This window comes from Paraburkholderia fungorum, from assembly GCF_900099835.1.
Taxonomy (GTDB): Bacteria; Pseudomonadota; Gammaproteobacteria; order Burkholderiales; family Burkholderiaceae; genus Paraburkholderia; species Paraburkholderia fungorum_A.
This window is the reverse complement of the sequence record NZ_FNKP01000001.1, coordinates 657,912-672,570: the sequence shown is the minus strand read 5'-3', so window position 1 is coordinate 672,570 and position 14,659 is coordinate 657,912. Positions and strand designations below refer to the sequence as shown.

The following is a 14,659-nucleotide window of genomic DNA, read 5'->3' as shown; positions in this document are numbered from 1 at the left end:
CCCGCTGGCGCCGCATCGGGCGGCCGGCCGCGTGGCCGGCTTTCAGGTGCGCAATTCAGCGACGAAGTCGTAGTAGTCGTCGCGGCAATACGTGTCGGTTAGCTCGATTGCGCGCTGATCGGCGCTATAGCCGATACGGGTAATGACAAGCAGCGCGGTGCGCGGTTCGATATCCATCAGCGAGGCGATTTCGCTCGACGCGTTGACCGCCCGGAAGTGTTGCAACGCGCGTACCACGGCGGCCCCGCGCTGCTCCAGATAGCTGTAAAGCGATACGCCGATGGCCTGCGGATCGGGCACGATCGCCGCCGGCAGCGCCGAATGCTCGACCGCCATGACGATGCCGTCCGCGCGGCGCAGCCGCCGCAGACTCGCCACCGCCGCGCCGGGCGACAGCCCGAGATGCACCAGTTCGTCACGGTTGGCGGCGCGGATATCGCGCTCGAGCCAGACCGAATCCGGCTGGAAACCGCGTTGCTGCATTTTCTTCGTGAAGCCGGTGAGCCGCGATAGCGGATCTTCGACACGCGGCGTGATGAAGCTGCCCGCGCCCCGCGCCCGCCGGATCAAACCCTGTTCGACCAGCAGCTCGATAGCCTTGCGCGCGGTGATGCGCGACACGCCGATGGCGTCCGACAGCGTGCGCTCCGACGGCAGTGCCTCACCCGCCGACCACACGCCACAGTGGATCGCCGTCGCCAGATTGCGCGCCAGCTGCAAATACAGCGGCGTGACGTTGCGAGCGTCGGGCATCAATGCGGACCAGCGAGTTTCCATGGGGCTCCGGGGCTGCTGTAAAGAGACCGGCCTACGAAAAATGAGAGCCCATTATATAACCAACATAATACCAGTCAATCGAGTGGTTCCATGGTGGTATCGGAGCGTGCAAAGCCTTACCAGATAAGGCTTCTGGAGGTTTGAAAGCGCTTCTGGGCAGCCTTTTTCGAGATAAGGATTTACCCGTATTCGGGCTATTGAAAGATACCTGTGAGCGCTTCACGAGGGCTGTCGCTATCGAATCCGGCAGCACGATTAATACCTCTTCAATACCAGCACAGCCCAGTAACGCCGCGCGCTTTGCGTGGCTGGCTTTGTCAAAGAGTTACGTTCAAATATAGTTGTGTGTACCAAGCCATAACAATTCCCCGGGGAGCAGCCTTTGACCGATTCCGAGGCGCTGCGACGTGCTCAGGCCGTCCGCCATTTCAACCGTTTCTATACGCAGCACATCGGGGCTCTGCATGAGCACCTCGCAAAAAGCGAATTCTCACTAACGGAAGTGCGCGTGCTGCACGAGCTGTATCGCGGACGTGCGCAGACAGCTTCCGTGCTGGGGCGGGCGCTCGGTCTCGATAGCGGTTATCTCAGCCGTCTGCTGACCAGTTTCGAGCGACGCAATCTGATTACGCGCCGTCCGTCCGACCTGGACGCGCGGCAGTCGCTAATCGCCCTGACCGACATCGGTCACGCGGCCTATGCGCCGCTCGACACGGCTGCAATCGAAGAGGTGTGCGCGCTGCTCGACGACCTGACGGCGCTCACGCAGGAACGGTTGATCACGGCGATGAGATTGATCGAGCGAATCCTCGGCGGCAAACCCAAACACGAACTGATTACGCTGCGTCAGCCGCGCGCGGGCGAATGCGGATGGCTGGTGCATCGGCAGGCGCAGTGGTTCGCGGCGGAATACGGCTGGGACCGCTCGTTCGAGGGATTGCTCGCGAAAGTGGTCGCCGATTACACGCAGCGCAACGATCCACTACGCGAGACGTGCTGGATTGCCGAACAGGACGGCATGGTGGTGGGTTCGGTGTGCGTCGTAGCGGTATCGACGACGGTGGCAGGCATGCGCTTGCTGTGGGTCGAGCCGGACGTGCAGCGGCTCGGGATCGGCACGCAACTGGTCAGCGAATGCGTGCGATTCGCGCGGCGCGTGGGTTACACAAAACTCACGTTGACCACGGCCAGCATGCTGGGCGAACCGCGCCGGCTCTGCGAGCGCGCCGGTTTCCGGCTGGCCGGCACAGCGGCTGAGCGCCGTTTCGGCAAGGACCTGACGGTCGAAAGGTGGGAGCTGGATTTGTAGCGTTGAAGCGCAGGCCCGGCGCGAACATGAAGCCGCGCGAGCCTGCACCCGGTCACGCGTCGCTTAGAACGACGGGACCATCGAACCCTTGAACTGCGTCTTGATGAACTGGCGCACGTCTTCCGACTGGTAAGCGGCGACCAGCTTCTTGACCCACGGCTTGTCCTTATCCTGAGCGCGCACAGCGATCAGGTTCGCGTACGGGCTGTGGATGTCTTCGAGCGCAATCGCGTCTTTGGTCGGTTGCAGGCCAGCTGCAAGCGCAAAGTTCGTGTTGATCACGGCAGCGTCGACATCAGCCAGCGTGCGCGGCAATTGCGCTGCGTCGAGTTCGACGAACTTGATCTTCTTCGGATTTTCCGCGATATCGAGCGGGGTCGCGTTATTGCCGCCCGTACCCGCACCCGCGTTCAGCTTGATCAGACCCAGCGACTGCAACAACAGCAGCGCACGGTTTTCATTCGACGGATCGTTCGGCACAGCGACCTTTGCGCCTTGCGGCAGGTCCTTCACCGACTTCATCTTCTTCGAGTAGACGCCGAGCGGCGAAATGTACGTGAGACCTGCGTTGACGAGCTTGTAGCCGCGCTGCTTGATCTGGCTGTCGAGGTACGGCTGGTGCTGGAAGCTGTTTGCGTCCAGATCGCCTGCGTCGAGCGCGGCGTTCGGCTGCACGTAATCGTTGAATTCGATGACCTTCACGTTCAGGCCTTCGCGCTTCGCCACTTTGGTGACGACTTCCCAGATCTGCGCATCCGGGCCGCCGATGGTGCCGACCTTGATGACTTTGTCGTCGGCGTGCGCGCCGAAGCTGGTGAAGATCGCCGCACCGGCGATCACTGCCGAGAGGGCTTTAAGAATGTTTCTGCGCTGCATGGTGTTTCTCGCTGTTTCTGGTTGATGCTCTGATCGATGTCAGATTCTGGTGGAAGCCGGCGGCGATTCGCTGCAAGGCGAGCGCTCCGCCAACTGAGCCCTAAATGGTCTCATATGCCCGGCGGGATGGGAAATACCCCGATCGCATATGGGTATGCGGGTTGGGCGGCGCGCGTCGTTGCACTCTCGCCGCGCACGCAATCAGGCGGCGTCTGACCGATAATTGAAAACCGTGGCCGCGCCTGTGAGCGGCTCAGTCCATTGCTTTCGAGAACGCCTATGTACGTCATCAACGTCACCTATACCGCCCCGCTCGACCGTATCGACGATGCGCTGGACGCGCATCGCGCGTTCCTGACCAAATACTTCGAAGCAGGTATTTTCGTGGCCGCAGGCCCGAAACTGCCGCGCGACGGCGGCATTATCCTGGCGGTGCGCATCGAGCGGGACAAACTGGACGCAATTCTCGCCACCGATCCGTTCGTCGTGCAGAAGCTCGCGCACTACGACGTGACGGAGTTCAAGACCACGCGTCTCGCGCCGGGTCTGAATCTGCCGATACCGGACTGAGAATTACCGCGACCTGAATTGAAAATGGGCGCGTGATCAAATCACGCGCCCATTTCATTTGCCCCTGCAATATCAGTCGAGCAGCAGCTTGAAATCGTGCACCCACGGCGTCGCGCCCTGACCGTCGCGCGCGAACAGACGCAGCTTGCCGTCCGTATCGAACACATAGCTCGCGGCCGTGTGGTCCATCGTGTAGCTGTCGGGCGTCTTGCCTGGCACCTTCGCGTAGTAGACGCGGAAGTCCTTGGTGATCTTCGTGAGTTGCGCCTGATCGGCGGGTCTCAAGCCGACAAAAGTCGGGTTAAACGCCGGCACGTATTGCGCGAGCAATTCAGGCGTATCGCGCTCGGGATCGACGGTGACGAACAGCACCTGAACGCGCTTGGCGTCTTCAGGACCGAGTTGCTGCAACGCCTGCGACAACTCCGCCATCGTGGTCGGGCAAACATCGGGGCAATGCGTGTAGCCGAAGAACAGCACGACGACTTTGCCCTTGTAATCCGCCAGCGTATGGATTTTTCCAGACGTGTCGGGCAGCGAGAAATTGCTGCCGAACTGCGTATTGCCGGTGATGTCGAGATTGGTGAAGGCCGGCGGCTGCTTGCCGCAGCCCGCCACCAGCAACGCGCCGCCGAGCGCGCAAGCCACTACAGCAGCACGCGCCACGCGCGCGAAGCGATTTTTGAGCATGGTATTACGCGCCGATCAGGGCACGCGCATAGTGGTCGATCAGCAGCGCGGCAAACAGCAGCGACAGATAGACGATCGAGTAACGAAACATTCTGCGCGCCAGATCGTCCGAATATTCCCGATAGATCTTCCACGCATAGGCGAGGAACACGGCGCCCAGCAGCACGGCGGAAACCAGATACACGACCCCGCTCATGCCGGAGATAAACGGCATCAGCGTGACTGCGTACAGGATCAACGAATACAGCAGGATATGCAGACGCGTGTACTTCTCGCCGTGCGTATTCGGCAGCATCGGCAGACCGGCGTTTTCGTAGTCTTTGCGGCGATACAGCGCGAGCGCCCAGAAATGCGGCGGCGTCCACACGAAGATGATCAGCACGAGAATCCATGCGTCGCCTGGCACGTGACCGGTGACTGCGGCCCAGCCGAGCGCGGGCGGCATCGCGCCCGATGCACCGCCGATCACGATGTTCTGCGGCGTAGCCGGTTTCAGCAACAGCGTGTAGATCACCGCATAACCGACGAAAGTGGCAATGGTGAGCCACATGGTCAGCGGATTGGCGAAGCGATACAGCGTGTACATGCCAATGCCGCCGAGCACCGCAGAAAACAGCAGAATCTGCGCGGTAGTGATCTCGCCGCGGGCCGACGGACGCCACGACGTGCGACGCATTTTCGCGTCGATTTTCTGTTCAACCAGGCAATTGATGGCGAACGCGGCACCCGCGAGCAGCCAGATACCGACCGTACCGCCGATCAGAACGGTCCACGGCACCATGCCGGGCGTCGAAAGAAACATGCCGATGACGGCGCAGAACACGGCGAGATGCGTGACGCGCGGCTTCGTCAGGGCGATGTACTGGGAGACCCGGCTACCGGGTGTTTGGGAGAGTGTTGTGCTGTCCATGGAGGTCACGCTGGCGCGGCGTCGCGCGCAGGGAGCGAGGCGCGGCCGGGACGGCTATAAGCGATCCGAAAGTTTAACATAACGAGCAAAAGCAGCAGGATCGCGGCGCCACCGTTGTGGGCGACCGCAATCGGCAACGGCCATTGCAGGACGATATTCGACAGCCCGGTGACGAACTGGATGATCACCACCAGCAGCACGCCGCTCGCCGGCCGCCGCAGCGATTCGAAGCGGCGCAGCTTCAGCGCGAGCCACGCCAGATAAGCCACCACGACGATCGCGAAGGTGCGGTGCGTCCAGTGGATCGCGACCAGCGCGTCCTGGGTGATCATGTCGCCGTCACCGGTCATGCCGAGCGCGCGCCACAGATGGAAGCCATGCGCGAAGTCCATCGGCGGAATCCATTGGCCGTTGCAGGTCGGGAAGTCGGTGCACGCGAGCACCGCGTAGTTCGTGCTGACCCAGCCGCCCAGCGCGATTTGCGCGATCAGCAGAATCAGACCCGCGAGCGCCGCGACGCGCCATCGCGCGATTTCCGGCTCGAATGCGGGCAACGGCGTGAGCCGCGCTGCGAGCCAGCCGAGCGTGCCGAGCAGCGCAAGACCGAGCAGCAGGTGGGTGGTCACAATGATCGGCTGCAGCTTCATCGTCACGGTCCATGCGCCGAACGCGCCCTGCACCAGAATCAGCAGCAACAGCGAGGTCGGCCACCACGGCGACACGTGCAACGGACGGCGCCTGATCCGCGCAGTCCACGCAATGATGGTCTGCGCGATGATCAGCACGCCGATCGCCATCGCGAAGTAACGGTGGATCATCTCGATCCACGCCTTCGACATGCTGACCGGCCCGGTGGGCATCAACTGATGCGCAGCCGTGATTGCCGCATGCGCGATAAATGGCGACGACGTGCCGTAACAGCCCGGCCAGTCCGGACAGCCGAGCCCGGAATCGGTGAGGCGCGTGAAGCCGCCGAACATCACCAGATCGAGCGTGAGGAAGGTGGTCAGCCAGACCAGCTTGCGGAATTTGTTGTCGTCGGCCTTGACCCACACGTAGGACAGCGGCAACAACGCGATACACAGGCCGATCAAAGCCAGTTGCAGTACGAACATCTTTCTTACCCTGTTTGCGACATCAGCCGATGCTCGACCATTTGAGCAGCTTCGTCACGTCACCCTTGATCTTGCTCGGGTTCGGATCTTTCGGAAAACGCATCATCAGATTGCCGTTCGGATCGACCAGATAGAGGTGGTCGGTCACTTTGGTGCCCTTATCGGTGGGCAGCCACGCCGACACCTGCGCCGGGTCGGCGACCAGCATGCTGGTTTCGGGATAGGCGGTTTGTATCACGTCTGCGACCTTGTCTGCATCGGTGCGCAACCACACTTCTACGACGCGCTCGCGTTCCGGCCCCTGAGCTGCGCGGATTTGCCGCATGAAATAGAGCTTCGTGACGCAGGCTTTGTCGCACGAACTGCTGTCGACGGAGATCATCAGCCAACGGCCGCGCAAGGTGTCGAGCTTCAGCGGTTTGCCGTCTTCACCGGTGACCACGAGCGAGTCGGGAATCGGCCGTTGCGGCTCGACCAGCGTGCCGTAACTCGTGCTGCCGCCGGTTGGTTTGATGACGTAGTACGTGAAATACGACACGACAATCGGCGCGGCGCCGATGATCACCAGCAGCAGCAGAATCCAGCGGCCACTTTTCCAGGAGCCGGGGCCGTTGGGCTGGCCGGGCATCGCTTCCGGCGCGGCGGGTTTGCGGGCTTGCGGCGAACGGGGAGATTGCGTCGACACTACAGGACCTCTTTCAGTGATTGCGCGGTGGGATCGCCTTCTGCGCAGGGCAGACCGGCCGGCACACCGCATACGTGCTGCATTACGCGCCCGGCGCGTGCTCTTGCGTCTGCTCTTTTCTGGCGGCGCGGCGCGCGGCGTACAGGCCGAAAACCAGAGCCGCCGCCGCCATGCCCCACCACTGGAACATGTAGCCGTAATTTCGCTCGACGCCGTTATCCGGTGCGGGCCAGTCGCGCACCAGTTGGTCGCCGTCGTCGCTCAATTGCTGGATCACGAACGGGTGCAGCGGCAGCCCGGTTTCCGCTGCGTACGCGGCGGTATCCAGATTCTGGCGGATCAACTGATGCGCGGCCGAGCCGCCCTGCCCCAACTCGAAAGCGCGTGACGCGTCGGCGCGCACGATACCCTCGATCTCGACTTCGCCCGGTGGCGTCGTATAGGGCGCGATGGTTTCGCGATTGCTCATATTGCGCGGCAGCCAGCCGCGATTGACCAGCACGTAACCGCCGTCGGCCAGTTTAAAAGGCATCACGACGTAAAAGCCGGGCTGATCGTTATACGGACGATTATCCAGGTAGACGACCTTATCCGCGACAAACGTGCCGCGCGCCTTCACCCGATGAAACTCGATGTCTTTCAATTCGACCGGTGCGCTGCCCAACGGCTGCGCGGGTGCATTCTCGAACTGCGTGATATGCGCCTCAAGCGCTTCCTTCTGATGCGCACGGTCGCGCTGCCAGAAACCGAGGCGCACGGTCACGACGATCACCAGCAGAATCAGCAACGCGGGGATCAGGCGAATCTTCATTGAACGCGCTCCAGCGGTGCTGGCGTCGACGCCTGGAACCTGCGGCAAACGCCCGCATGCGGTGCGATAATAAACGTCTTGCCTCTGCGCTTTCTGGTTTCAGCTAGCTCCATGCACATTCTCGTTCCCATTGCCTTCGTCCTGATCATCGCCAGCATGGTGTCGGCGCTGTATTTCATGATGCATGACAAGGGCAAAACCAAACGGATGGTCTGGTCGCTCGCCACGCGGGTGGGTCTGTCGATCTCGCTGTTCCTGTTCATCCTCTTCGCGCATTGGATGGGCTGGATTCAGTCCACCGGTATTCCGTACGGACGCTGAGTCCGGCGATCAACTCTCGCGTCGGCCGGCCATTGCCGGCTGCTCGCGAGCGATCAAGACTGCAACTGATTTACCGCTGCGTCTGCTGTCTCGAGCGCGTGGCAACATTGCTCACCGTCGACACCCGCCCTCCAATCCGCCAAACAAAACGCCGCCCTGACAGGGTCGAGGGCGGCGCTGCTTTGATCGTTACCTACTGCTTGCGCTCGCCGCGAGCGGCGTTGCGCGAACGGCCTGCACACTCCGGATAACCGGTCAGCGCAAACCAGATTGCGTTACAGCCAGTACACGACGACGTACAGCCCAAGCCACACGACGTCCACAAAGTGCCAGTACCAGGCGGCGCCTTCGAACGCAAAGTGATGCTCGGCCGTGAAGTGACCGCGAATCAGCCGTGCCAGCACCACCGCCAGCATCGTGCCGCCGAGAAACACGTGGAAACCGTGGAAACCCGTCAGCAGGAAGAACGTCGAACCGTACACGCCCGAAGCCAGCGTCAGATTCAGTTCGTTGTACGCGTGAAAATATTCGAAGCCCTGCAGGAACAGAAAGCACACGCCCAGCACGAGCGTAGCCGCCAGCCAGATGATCGCTTTCTTGCGATGATTCTCGCGCAGCGCATGGTGCGACACCGTCAACGTCGCGCCCGACGAAAGAAGCAACGCCGTGTTGATGGTCGGCACCGGCCACGGCTGCATCGACTTGTATTGCGACACCAGCGCAGCCGGTCCGTTGTTCGGCCAGACCGCCGAGAAATCAGGCCAGATCAGCTTGTAATCGAGACTGCCCAGTTGATGCAGCGCAATTTCACGCGCATAGAACAACGCGCCGAAGAACGCACCGAAGAACATCACTTCGGAGAAGATGAACCAGCTCATGCTCCAGCGGTACGACTTGTCGACATTCTTGCCGTACATGCCGCCTTCCGATTCGGCAATCGCGTCGCCGAACCAGTGCCACAGCGTGAAGAGCAGCCACAACAAGCCGGCCACGACGCCAATCGGCGCCCAGTCGTGTTCGTTGATCCAGGCCGCAAGCGATCCGAGCATGACCAGCAACCCGATAGCGGCGCTGATCGGATGCCGCGACGGATGCGGTACGAAATAGTACGGGCTCTCGTTTTGACCGCTCATTCTTGATTCTCCACTTCAGTCCAGTTGTTCCGGAATGTCCGGCTGTGTCCTCGGCGACGCGTCGATACCGCATCGCTTCTCTCTAATTCGTGGGCCCGCTGTCTCCGCCCTTGGCTCTCATCACTACGTCGCCTGCACGCGCGCCGCTTTAACCGACCACCGCGCGCACGACCAGAATCAGCACGCCAATGAAAATTGCCGCAGTGATCAACGCAGCAGCAACCACATGCAGCGGATTCAGTTGCGTGGCGTCCGCTTCCAGATCGCGGCGCTTGCGCACGCCAAAAAACGACCAGAACACGGCACGCATCGACTGACCAAAACTGCTTTTGCGCGGACTGCCGCCGTTATCGCTCATCTCGTCTCGTCTTCATTCGCCGACGGCCGCTGCCGTCACGCGGGATTGGCGGAAGCCGCCGCCGGATTCGTCGTGCTGGCAGTGGGCGCCGCGCTGCCGGCCGTCGCCGCTGCCGGCGTGTTCAGTTCGAAAAACGTGTACGACAACGTGATCGTCTTCACGTCCTTCGGCAACTTCGGATCGACCACGAACACGACCGGCAAGCGTCTGGTCTGGTTCGCCGTCAACGTCTGCTGCGTAAAGCAGAAACACTCGATCTTTCTGAAGTACTCGGTGGCCTGCTTCGGCGCATAGCTCGGAATGGCTTGCGCCTGGATCGTGCGCGCCTGTTCGTTGCTGACCTCGTACATCACTGTCGTCACTTCGCCCGGATGCACGTCCATGCTGCGCTGTTCCGGCTTGAAACCGAGCGGGCCGCGTGCGTTCGCATCGAATTCGATTGAAATCGTGCGGCTCATGTCGACCTGCGTATTCTTTGCCTCGCGCACCGTGGCATCGCGCTGAACGAGGTTGTTGATCCCGGTAATCTGGCAGATCGCCCGATACATCGGCACCAGCGCGAACCCGAAGCCGAACATCATCGCCGCGACGATGAACAGCTTGATCAGCATCACACGGTTGAAAGAGCGGTCGGCCTGAGCCGGCGGTTGCGTCGACATCTGAATCCTCAACAAACCTGCTAACCAGATTTCAGCGGTGAGGCTGCTGCTAAACCAACCGCCGGGCGAACCTCAGGTGAACCAGCGCTGCTTGATGATGACGCTCGCGAAAAAAATCGCCGCGATCACAAACATCACCAACCCAATCCGCCTGTTGCCCGCGCGAATCTGTTCCGGCGTACGTCTTTCCTGTGGATTGCGCGTCATGCTCGACTTTCTGAATGCTTTTGTGACTGGCGGATGCGCCGGTTCGTAACTGGAGCGCCACCGCCTGCTGGTGGAAGCCTGGTTCGACTCGCTGCATCCAGACGATGCCGCCAGAGCCAGGCCTCCCGCCAGAATCCAACCGCTTATTCGACGGTCGGCGGATGTTCGAACGTGTGGAACGGAGCCGGGCTCGGCACGGTCCATTCGAGGCCCGTTGCGCCGTCCCACGGCTTGTCGCCCGCCTCTTCGAGCTCGCCGCCGCCACGGTAGGCCGGCAGTGCAACCGCGAACAGGAAGTAGACCTGCGCCAGACCGAAGCCGAACGCGCCGATCGAAATAACCTGATTCCAGTCGGTGAACTGCGCCGGGTAGTCGGCGTAACGACGCGGCATGCCGGCGAGACCGACGAAGTGCATCGGCAGGAACGCGAGGTTGAAGAAGAACATCGACGCCCAGAAGTGGATCTTGCCGCGCGTTTCGTTGTACATCCAGCCGGTCCACTTCGGCGCCCAGTAGTACCAGCCGGAGAAGAGCGCGAACAGCGACCCCGCCACCAGCACGTAGTGGAAGTGCGCGACCACGAAATAGGTTCCGTGATACTGGATGTCGAGCGGCGCCATCGCCAGCATCAGGCCCGACAGACCGCCGAACGTGAACACGATCAGGAAGCCGACGGCGAACAGCATCGGGGTTTCAAAGCTGAGCGAACCGCGCCACATCGTCGCGACCCAGTTGAACACCTTCACGCCGGTCGGCACGGCGATCAGCATCGTCGCGTACATGAAGAACAGCTGGCCCGTCACCGGCATGCCGGTCGCGAACATGTGGTGCGCCCAGACCATGAACGACAGGATCGCGATCGACGACGTTGCGTACACCATCGAGCTATAGCCGAACAGCGGCTTGCGCGAGAACGCCGGGATCACTTGCGACACGATCCCGAACGCCGGCAAGATCATGATGTAGACCTCGGGGTGCCCGAAGAACCAGAAGATGTGCTGGTACATCACCGGGTCGCCGCCGCCTGCCGCGTTGAAGAACGACGTGCCGAAGTGGCGATCGAACAGCACCATCGTGATCGCGCCCGCCAGAACCGGCATCACCGCGATTAGCAGATATGCGGTGATCAGCCACGTCCACACGAACATCGGCATCTTCATCAGCGTGAGGCCGGGGGCGCGCATGTTCAGAATCGTCACGACGATGTTGATGCCGCCCATGATCGACGAAGCACCCATCAAGTGGACCGCGAAAATCGCGAAGTCCATGCCCGGGCCCATTTGCGTGGACAACGGAGCATAGAGCGTCCAGCCCGCAGCGGTCGCGCCGCCCGGTGCGAAGAACGAACCGACCAGCAACACCGCCGCCACCGGCAGCAGCCAGAAGCTGAAGTTGTTCATCCGCGCGAAAGCCATGTCCGACGCGCCGATCTGCAACGGCACCATCCAGTTCGCGAAGCCGACGAACGCCGGCATGATCGCGCCGAACACCATGATCAGGCCGTGCATGGTGGTCAACTGGTTGAAGAACTCGGGACGCATGATCTGCAGGCCCGGTTCGAACAGTTCGGCACGGATCCCCAGCGCCATCACGCCCCCGGACAGGAACATGGTGAACGAGAAGATCAGGTACAGCGTACCGATGTCTTTGTGATTGGTTGCAAACAGCCAACGACGCCAGCCATGCGGCAGTTCGTGTGCATGGTCGCCGTGCACGTGCTCGTGGCCCGCGGTTACATCGTGTCCGATGCTAGACATGACAATCTCCTAAAGCGAATACTGCGTGCTTTCCGTGAATACGTCAGGCAGCCGCGTCGATCTGAACGCGTCGTGCTGCTTTTGCGTCGCTGCCGCCAGTGACCGTTTCCGGTTTCTTTAAAATAATTTTGTCTTCTGCGATGCCGGCTGCCTTGAGCGCGTCGCGCACGGCTTCGGCACGGGTCTTCGCGAGCTTCGCGTTGAGCTCGGCGGAACCGGTGGCGTCGGTGTAGCCCGACAACGTGAATTTCGCGTCCGGATGCGCTTTCGCGTAGGCCGCGGCTGCGTCGACTGCCGCTTTCGCGTCAGCCGGCAGCGTGCTCTTGCCCGTGTCGAAGTAGACGCTCGCCGGCAGGTCGGCCTGCGGCGCCGCTGCGTTATCGGATGCAGGTGCCGCGGCTGCCGGCGCGGCCGATGCCGCTTCTGCGCCGCTTGCGCCTGCAGCCGCACCGCTCGCAGCCGCCGCCGCGCCCGCGTCGGCGAGATGGTCGCCGCCTTCGGGCAGCTTGCCGTTACGGGCATCCGCGACCTGCTTCGGCTGGAGAATGTCGCCGGTGTGGTTACCCCACGAATTACGTTCGTACGTGATCACCGAAGCGATTTCGACGTCGTTCAGCGTCGGCGCCCACGAAGGCATTGCGTTCTTGCCCTTCAGCACGAGGCTGACGTGCTGGGCGATCGGGCCGTTGGCAATCTTGCTGCCGTCGAGCGCCGGGAATTCGCCCGCGCCCTTGCCGGTCGGCTGGTGGCACACCGCGCAGTTCGCTGCATACACCTTGCCGCCTCGCTCCATCAACTCTGCCAACGTGTAGGTCTTGTTCGGATCGTCCTGGCCTGCGGCCATTTTCTTCTTCTGCACGTCCACCCACTTCGCGTAGTCGTCTGCGGACAGCACTTCGACTACGACCGGCATGAACGCGTGTTCCTTGCCGCAGAGTTCCGTACAGAAGCCGCGGAATGTGCCGACCCGGTTAGCCTTGAACCACGTATCGCGCACGAAGCCCGGAATCGCGTCCTGCTTCACGCCGAATGCCGGCACGTACCAGGAGTGGACCACGTCGTTCGCAGTGGTGATGATGCGGATTTTCTTGTCGACCGGGACGACCAGCGGATTGTCGACTTCCTGCAGATACAGCGTGCCGATCGGTTCATGACCGTCGGTTTGCGCACGCGGCGTAGCCAGCGTGGACAGGAAGCCGATGCCCTCGCCCGGGCCCTTCACGTAGTCGTAACCCCATTTCCACTGATAGCCGGTGACCTTGATGGTGAGGTCGGCGTTCGAGGTGTCCTTCATCGCGACGACGGTCTTGGTGGCGGGCAGCGCCATCAAGACGACGATCACGAACGGCACGATCGTCCAGATAATTTCGACCGTGGTGCTTTCGTGGAAATTCGAAGCTTTATGGCCTTTCGATTTGCGGTGCGCAAAGACCGAATAAAACATCACGGCGAACACGCCGACAAAAATCACCGTGCAAAGCGCCAGCATGAACATATGCAGGCTGAATAGCTCCTCAGCGATTTTTGACGCAGGCGGCTGAAGGTTGATGGCGTTGACGGCAGGGCCGCCAGGAGCATCACCTACTGCCAGGGCAGCTCCGGCGAAAAGCAGTCCGCTTGTCGCCAGCACGCCCATGAGCGCTCGCTTGATTGTTTTCATAGCTTCCTTACCCAAATTTTCCATTCAAACTCTCGACCCCGCTGGCAGCTTTCTCGCATTCCGGTTGAACGCTTCGTGCCTGGCACGTCTAACAACGTGCGAGCCATATACGCAATTCGTCTGCGAACTGCGCGCGCCGATACTGCGCGAGATGTTGCCCGATCATGATCGTCTGGCCGCGCGAAACCAGTTTGATGTGGTCACGCGGCGTTGCGCCCGGCTCGATCCGCACCCAGCACGGATTGAATTCGAACTGCGTAAGCTGCTCGGCACTGACCTGCTCTATCACGAGCCGATTCGGATACAGCCGGATCCGCTCGTAATCCACAGCATGACGCGCATAGATGGCAAAGGCGATACCGACCGCCAGCAATTCGATTCCGGTGAACGGCAGCACCAGCCAGGCGCCGACCAGAACCAGCATGAATGCAATTGCCAGCGAGAACAACGCAAGTGACACGTAGAGACAGATGAACTGCCGGGGCGAGATCGAGCAGTTGCGTTTCATCGTCCAGTCTTTGAGGACCGGCTCAGAATCTGCCAACAGATGATCTGATGCGCCCAACGCTGCCTCCTGCGAATCACCGCCTTCGGCCATTCCTTGCTGCCAGAAATCTGGCCGCATGAACCATACCGCGTCACTTCAGCTTCACTTCATGTTGCAGCCCTGCGCCTCGGTCTGCCGCGCCTGATGTGGGAACTCCGGGCGACAAACTGACGCATTATAGGCGCGATCCAGAGCATCCACAAGCAAGCCCCGATTGGCCCGAAAGCCCGACAGGACAAGCCTTTCCGCCATTTTCACGGGTCTTTTGCGGGTC

17 protein-coding genes are annotated in these 14,659 nt (G+C 61.4%); 3 read left to right on the top strand and 14 right to left on the bottom strand.

What is annotated here, in order from left to right; all coding sequences use genetic code 11:
• Nucleotides 1-42: 42 nt before the first annotated feature.
• A complete protein-coding gene (locus BLS41_RS03070) occupies nucleotides 43-777 on the bottom strand; it encodes a GntR family transcriptional regulator (protein ID WP_074762899.1) in 735 nt (244 codons plus the stop codon).
• A 382-nt stretch (nucleotides 778-1,159) separates the two neighbouring features.
• Between BLS41_RS03070 and BLS41_RS03065 the strand changes: the two genes are divergently transcribed.
• On the top strand, nucleotides 1,160-2,086 hold the full coding sequence (locus BLS41_RS03065; RefSeq protein WP_074762898.1) for a bifunctional helix-turn-helix transcriptional regulator/GNAT family N-acetyltransferase: 927 nt from the start codon (nucleotides 1,160-1,162) through the stop codon (nucleotides 2,084-2,086).
• Between the two features lie 63 nt (nucleotides 2,087-2,149).
• Here BLS41_RS03065 and BLS41_RS03060 read toward each other — a convergent pair whose 3' ends face one another.
• Entirely contained in the window at nucleotides 2,150-2,962 is an 813-nt protein-coding gene (locus BLS41_RS03060) for a MetQ/NlpA family ABC transporter substrate-binding protein (RefSeq protein WP_074762897.1), read from the bottom strand.
• 279 nt (nucleotides 2,963-3,241) lie between these two features.
• On the opposite strand from BLS41_RS03060, the gene BLS41_RS03055 reads away from it, so the two are divergent.
• The gene (locus BLS41_RS03055; protein WP_074762896.1) at nucleotides 3,242-3,532 is read left to right on the top strand and encodes a YciI family protein; all 291 of its coding nucleotides are present in this window, start codon (nucleotides 3,242-3,244) and stop codon (nucleotides 3,530-3,532) included.
• Nucleotides 3,533-3,604: 72 nt separating this feature from the next.
• On the opposite strand, the gene BLS41_RS03050 is transcribed toward BLS41_RS03055, so the two are convergent.
• The 5 genes from BLS41_RS03050 to BLS41_RS03030 form a co-directional block, all read right to left on the bottom strand.
• Nucleotides 3,605-4,222 (bottom strand): SCO family protein, encoded by a 618-nt coding sequence (locus tag BLS41_RS03050; RefSeq protein ID WP_074762895.1) that lies wholly within the window; start codon nucleotides 4,220-4,222, stop codon nucleotides 3,605-3,607.
• Nucleotides 4,223-4,226: 4 nt separating this feature from the next.
• Entirely contained in the window at nucleotides 4,227-5,132 is a 906-nt protein-coding gene (cyoE, locus tag BLS41_RS03045; RefSeq protein WP_074762894.1) for a heme o synthase, read from the bottom strand.
• Nucleotides 5,133-5,137: 5 nt separating this feature from the next.
• Nucleotides 5,138-6,247: a COX15/CtaA family protein gene (locus BLS41_RS03040; RefSeq protein ID WP_074762893.1), complete on the bottom strand. Its 1,110-nt coding sequence runs from the start codon at nucleotides 6,245-6,247 to the stop codon at nucleotides 5,138-5,140.
• A gap of 22 nt (nucleotides 6,248-6,269) precedes the next feature.
• Complete coding sequence (locus BLS41_RS03035; protein WP_074762892.1) at nucleotides 6,270-6,932, bottom strand: SCO family protein; 663 nt, start codon at nucleotides 6,930-6,932, stop codon at nucleotides 6,270-6,272.
• Nucleotides 6,933-7,014: 82 nt separating this feature from the next.
• The gene (locus BLS41_RS03030; protein WP_074762891.1) at nucleotides 7,015-7,743 is read right to left on the bottom strand and encodes an SURF1 family protein; all 729 of its coding nucleotides are present in this window, start codon (nucleotides 7,741-7,743) and stop codon (nucleotides 7,015-7,017) included.
• Between the two features lie 111 nt (nucleotides 7,744-7,854).
• Between BLS41_RS03030 and BLS41_RS03025 the strand changes: the two genes are divergently transcribed.
• Nucleotides 7,855-8,064, top strand: a complete 210-nt coding sequence (locus BLS41_RS03025; protein ID WP_007179452.1) for a twin transmembrane helix small protein — start codon at nucleotides 7,855-7,857, stop codon at nucleotides 8,062-8,064.
• A gap of 275 nt (nucleotides 8,065-8,339) precedes the next feature.
• On the opposite strand, the gene BLS41_RS03020 is transcribed toward BLS41_RS03025, so the two are convergent.
• The 7 genes from BLS41_RS03020 to BLS41_RS02995 all read right to left on the bottom strand — a co-directional run bounded on the left by BLS41_RS03020 (nucleotide 8,340) and on the right by BLS41_RS02995 (nucleotide 14,403).
• Complete coding sequence (locus BLS41_RS03020) at nucleotides 8,340-9,197, bottom strand: cytochrome c oxidase subunit 3 (protein ID WP_074762890.1); 858 nt, start codon at nucleotides 9,195-9,197, stop codon at nucleotides 8,340-8,342.
• 148 nt (nucleotides 9,198-9,345) lie between these two features.
• Entirely contained in the window at nucleotides 9,346-9,555 is a 210-nt protein-coding gene (locus tag BLS41_RS03015; RefSeq protein WP_074762889.1) for a DUF2970 domain-containing protein, read from the bottom strand.
• A gap of 35 nt (nucleotides 9,556-9,590) precedes the next feature.
• Nucleotides 9,591-10,214 carry a cytochrome c oxidase assembly protein gene (locus BLS41_RS03010; RefSeq protein ID WP_074762888.1) on the bottom strand — a complete coding sequence of 208 codons (624 nt, stop codon included), beginning with the start codon at nucleotides 10,212-10,214 and terminating at the stop codon, nucleotides 9,591-9,593.
• 72 nt (nucleotides 10,215-10,286) lie between these two features.
• Nucleotides 10,287-10,421 (bottom strand): cytochrome oxidase small assembly protein, encoded by a 135-nt coding sequence (locus tag BLS41_RS39340; RefSeq protein WP_216350600.1) that lies wholly within the window; start codon nucleotides 10,419-10,421, stop codon nucleotides 10,287-10,289.
• A 143-nt stretch (nucleotides 10,422-10,564) separates the two neighbouring features.
• Complete coding sequence (ctaD, locus tag BLS41_RS03005) at nucleotides 10,565-12,178, bottom strand: cytochrome c oxidase subunit I (protein WP_074762887.1); 1,614 nt, start codon at nucleotides 12,176-12,178, stop codon at nucleotides 10,565-10,567.
• A gap of 43 nt (nucleotides 12,179-12,221) precedes the next feature.
• The gene (coxB, locus tag BLS41_RS03000; RefSeq protein ID WP_074762886.1) at nucleotides 12,222-13,862 is read right to left on the bottom strand and encodes a cytochrome c oxidase subunit II; all 1,641 of its coding nucleotides are present in this window, start codon (nucleotides 13,860-13,862) and stop codon (nucleotides 12,222-12,224) included.
• A 64-nt stretch (nucleotides 13,863-13,926) separates the two neighbouring features.
• The gene (locus tag BLS41_RS02995; RefSeq protein WP_074766245.1) at nucleotides 13,927-14,403 is read right to left on the bottom strand and encodes a DUF2244 domain-containing protein; all 477 of its coding nucleotides are present in this window, start codon (nucleotides 14,401-14,403) and stop codon (nucleotides 13,927-13,929) included.
• Between the last annotated feature and the right edge of the window lie 256 nt (nucleotides 14,404-14,659).

Bases quoted from the DNA above. Each gene is read 5' to 3' on its own strand.
- coxB (WP_074762886.1), bottom strand. From the start codon at position 13,862: ATGGAAAATTTGGGTAAGGAAGCTATGAAAACAATCAAGCGAGCGCTC.
- BLS41_RS03070 (WP_074762899.1), bottom strand. From the start codon at position 777: ATGGAAACTCGCTGGTCCGCATTGATGCCCGACGCTCGCAACGTCACG.
- BLS41_RS03055 (WP_074762896.1), top strand. From the start codon at position 3,242: ATGTACGTCATCAACGTCACCTATACCGCCCCGCTCGACCGTATCGAC.
- BLS41_RS03040 (WP_074762893.1), bottom strand. From the start codon at position 6,247: ATGTTCGTACTGCAACTGGCTTTGATCGGCCTGTGTATCGCGTTGTTG.
- BLS41_RS39340 (WP_216350600.1), bottom strand. From the start codon at position 10,421: ATGACGCGCAATCCACAGGAAAGACGTACGCCGGAACAGATTCGCGCG.
- cyoE (WP_074762894.1), bottom strand. From the start codon at position 5,132: ATGGACAGCACAACACTCTCCCAAACACCCGGTAGCCGGGTCTCCCAG.
- BLS41_RS03025 (WP_007179452.1), top strand. From the start codon at position 7,855: ATGCACATTCTCGTTCCCATTGCCTTCGTCCTGATCATCGCCAGCATG.
- ctaD (WP_074762887.1), bottom strand. From the start codon at position 12,178: ATGTCTAGCATCGGACACGATGTAACCGCGGGCCACGAGCACGTGCAC.
- BLS41_RS03015 (WP_074762889.1), bottom strand. From the start codon at position 9,555: ATGAGCGATAACGGCGGCAGTCCGCGCAAAAGCAGTTTTGGTCAGTCG.
- BLS41_RS03050 (WP_074762895.1), bottom strand. From the start codon at position 4,222: ATGCTCAAAAATCGCTTCGCGCGCGTGGCGCGTGCTGCTGTAGTGGCT.
- BLS41_RS03030 (WP_074762891.1), bottom strand. From the start codon at position 7,743: ATGAAGATTCGCCTGATCCCCGCGTTGCTGATTCTGCTGGTGATCGTC.
- BLS41_RS03010 (WP_074762888.1), bottom strand. From the start codon at position 10,214: ATGTCGACGCAACCGCCGGCTCAGGCCGACCGCTCTTTCAACCGTGTG.
- BLS41_RS03020 (WP_074762890.1), bottom strand. From the start codon at position 9,197: ATGAGCGGTCAAAACGAGAGCCCGTACTATTTCGTACCGCATCCGTCG.
- BLS41_RS03060 (WP_074762897.1), bottom strand. From the start codon at position 2,962: ATGCAGCGCAGAAACATTCTTAAAGCCCTCTCGGCAGTGATCGCCGGT.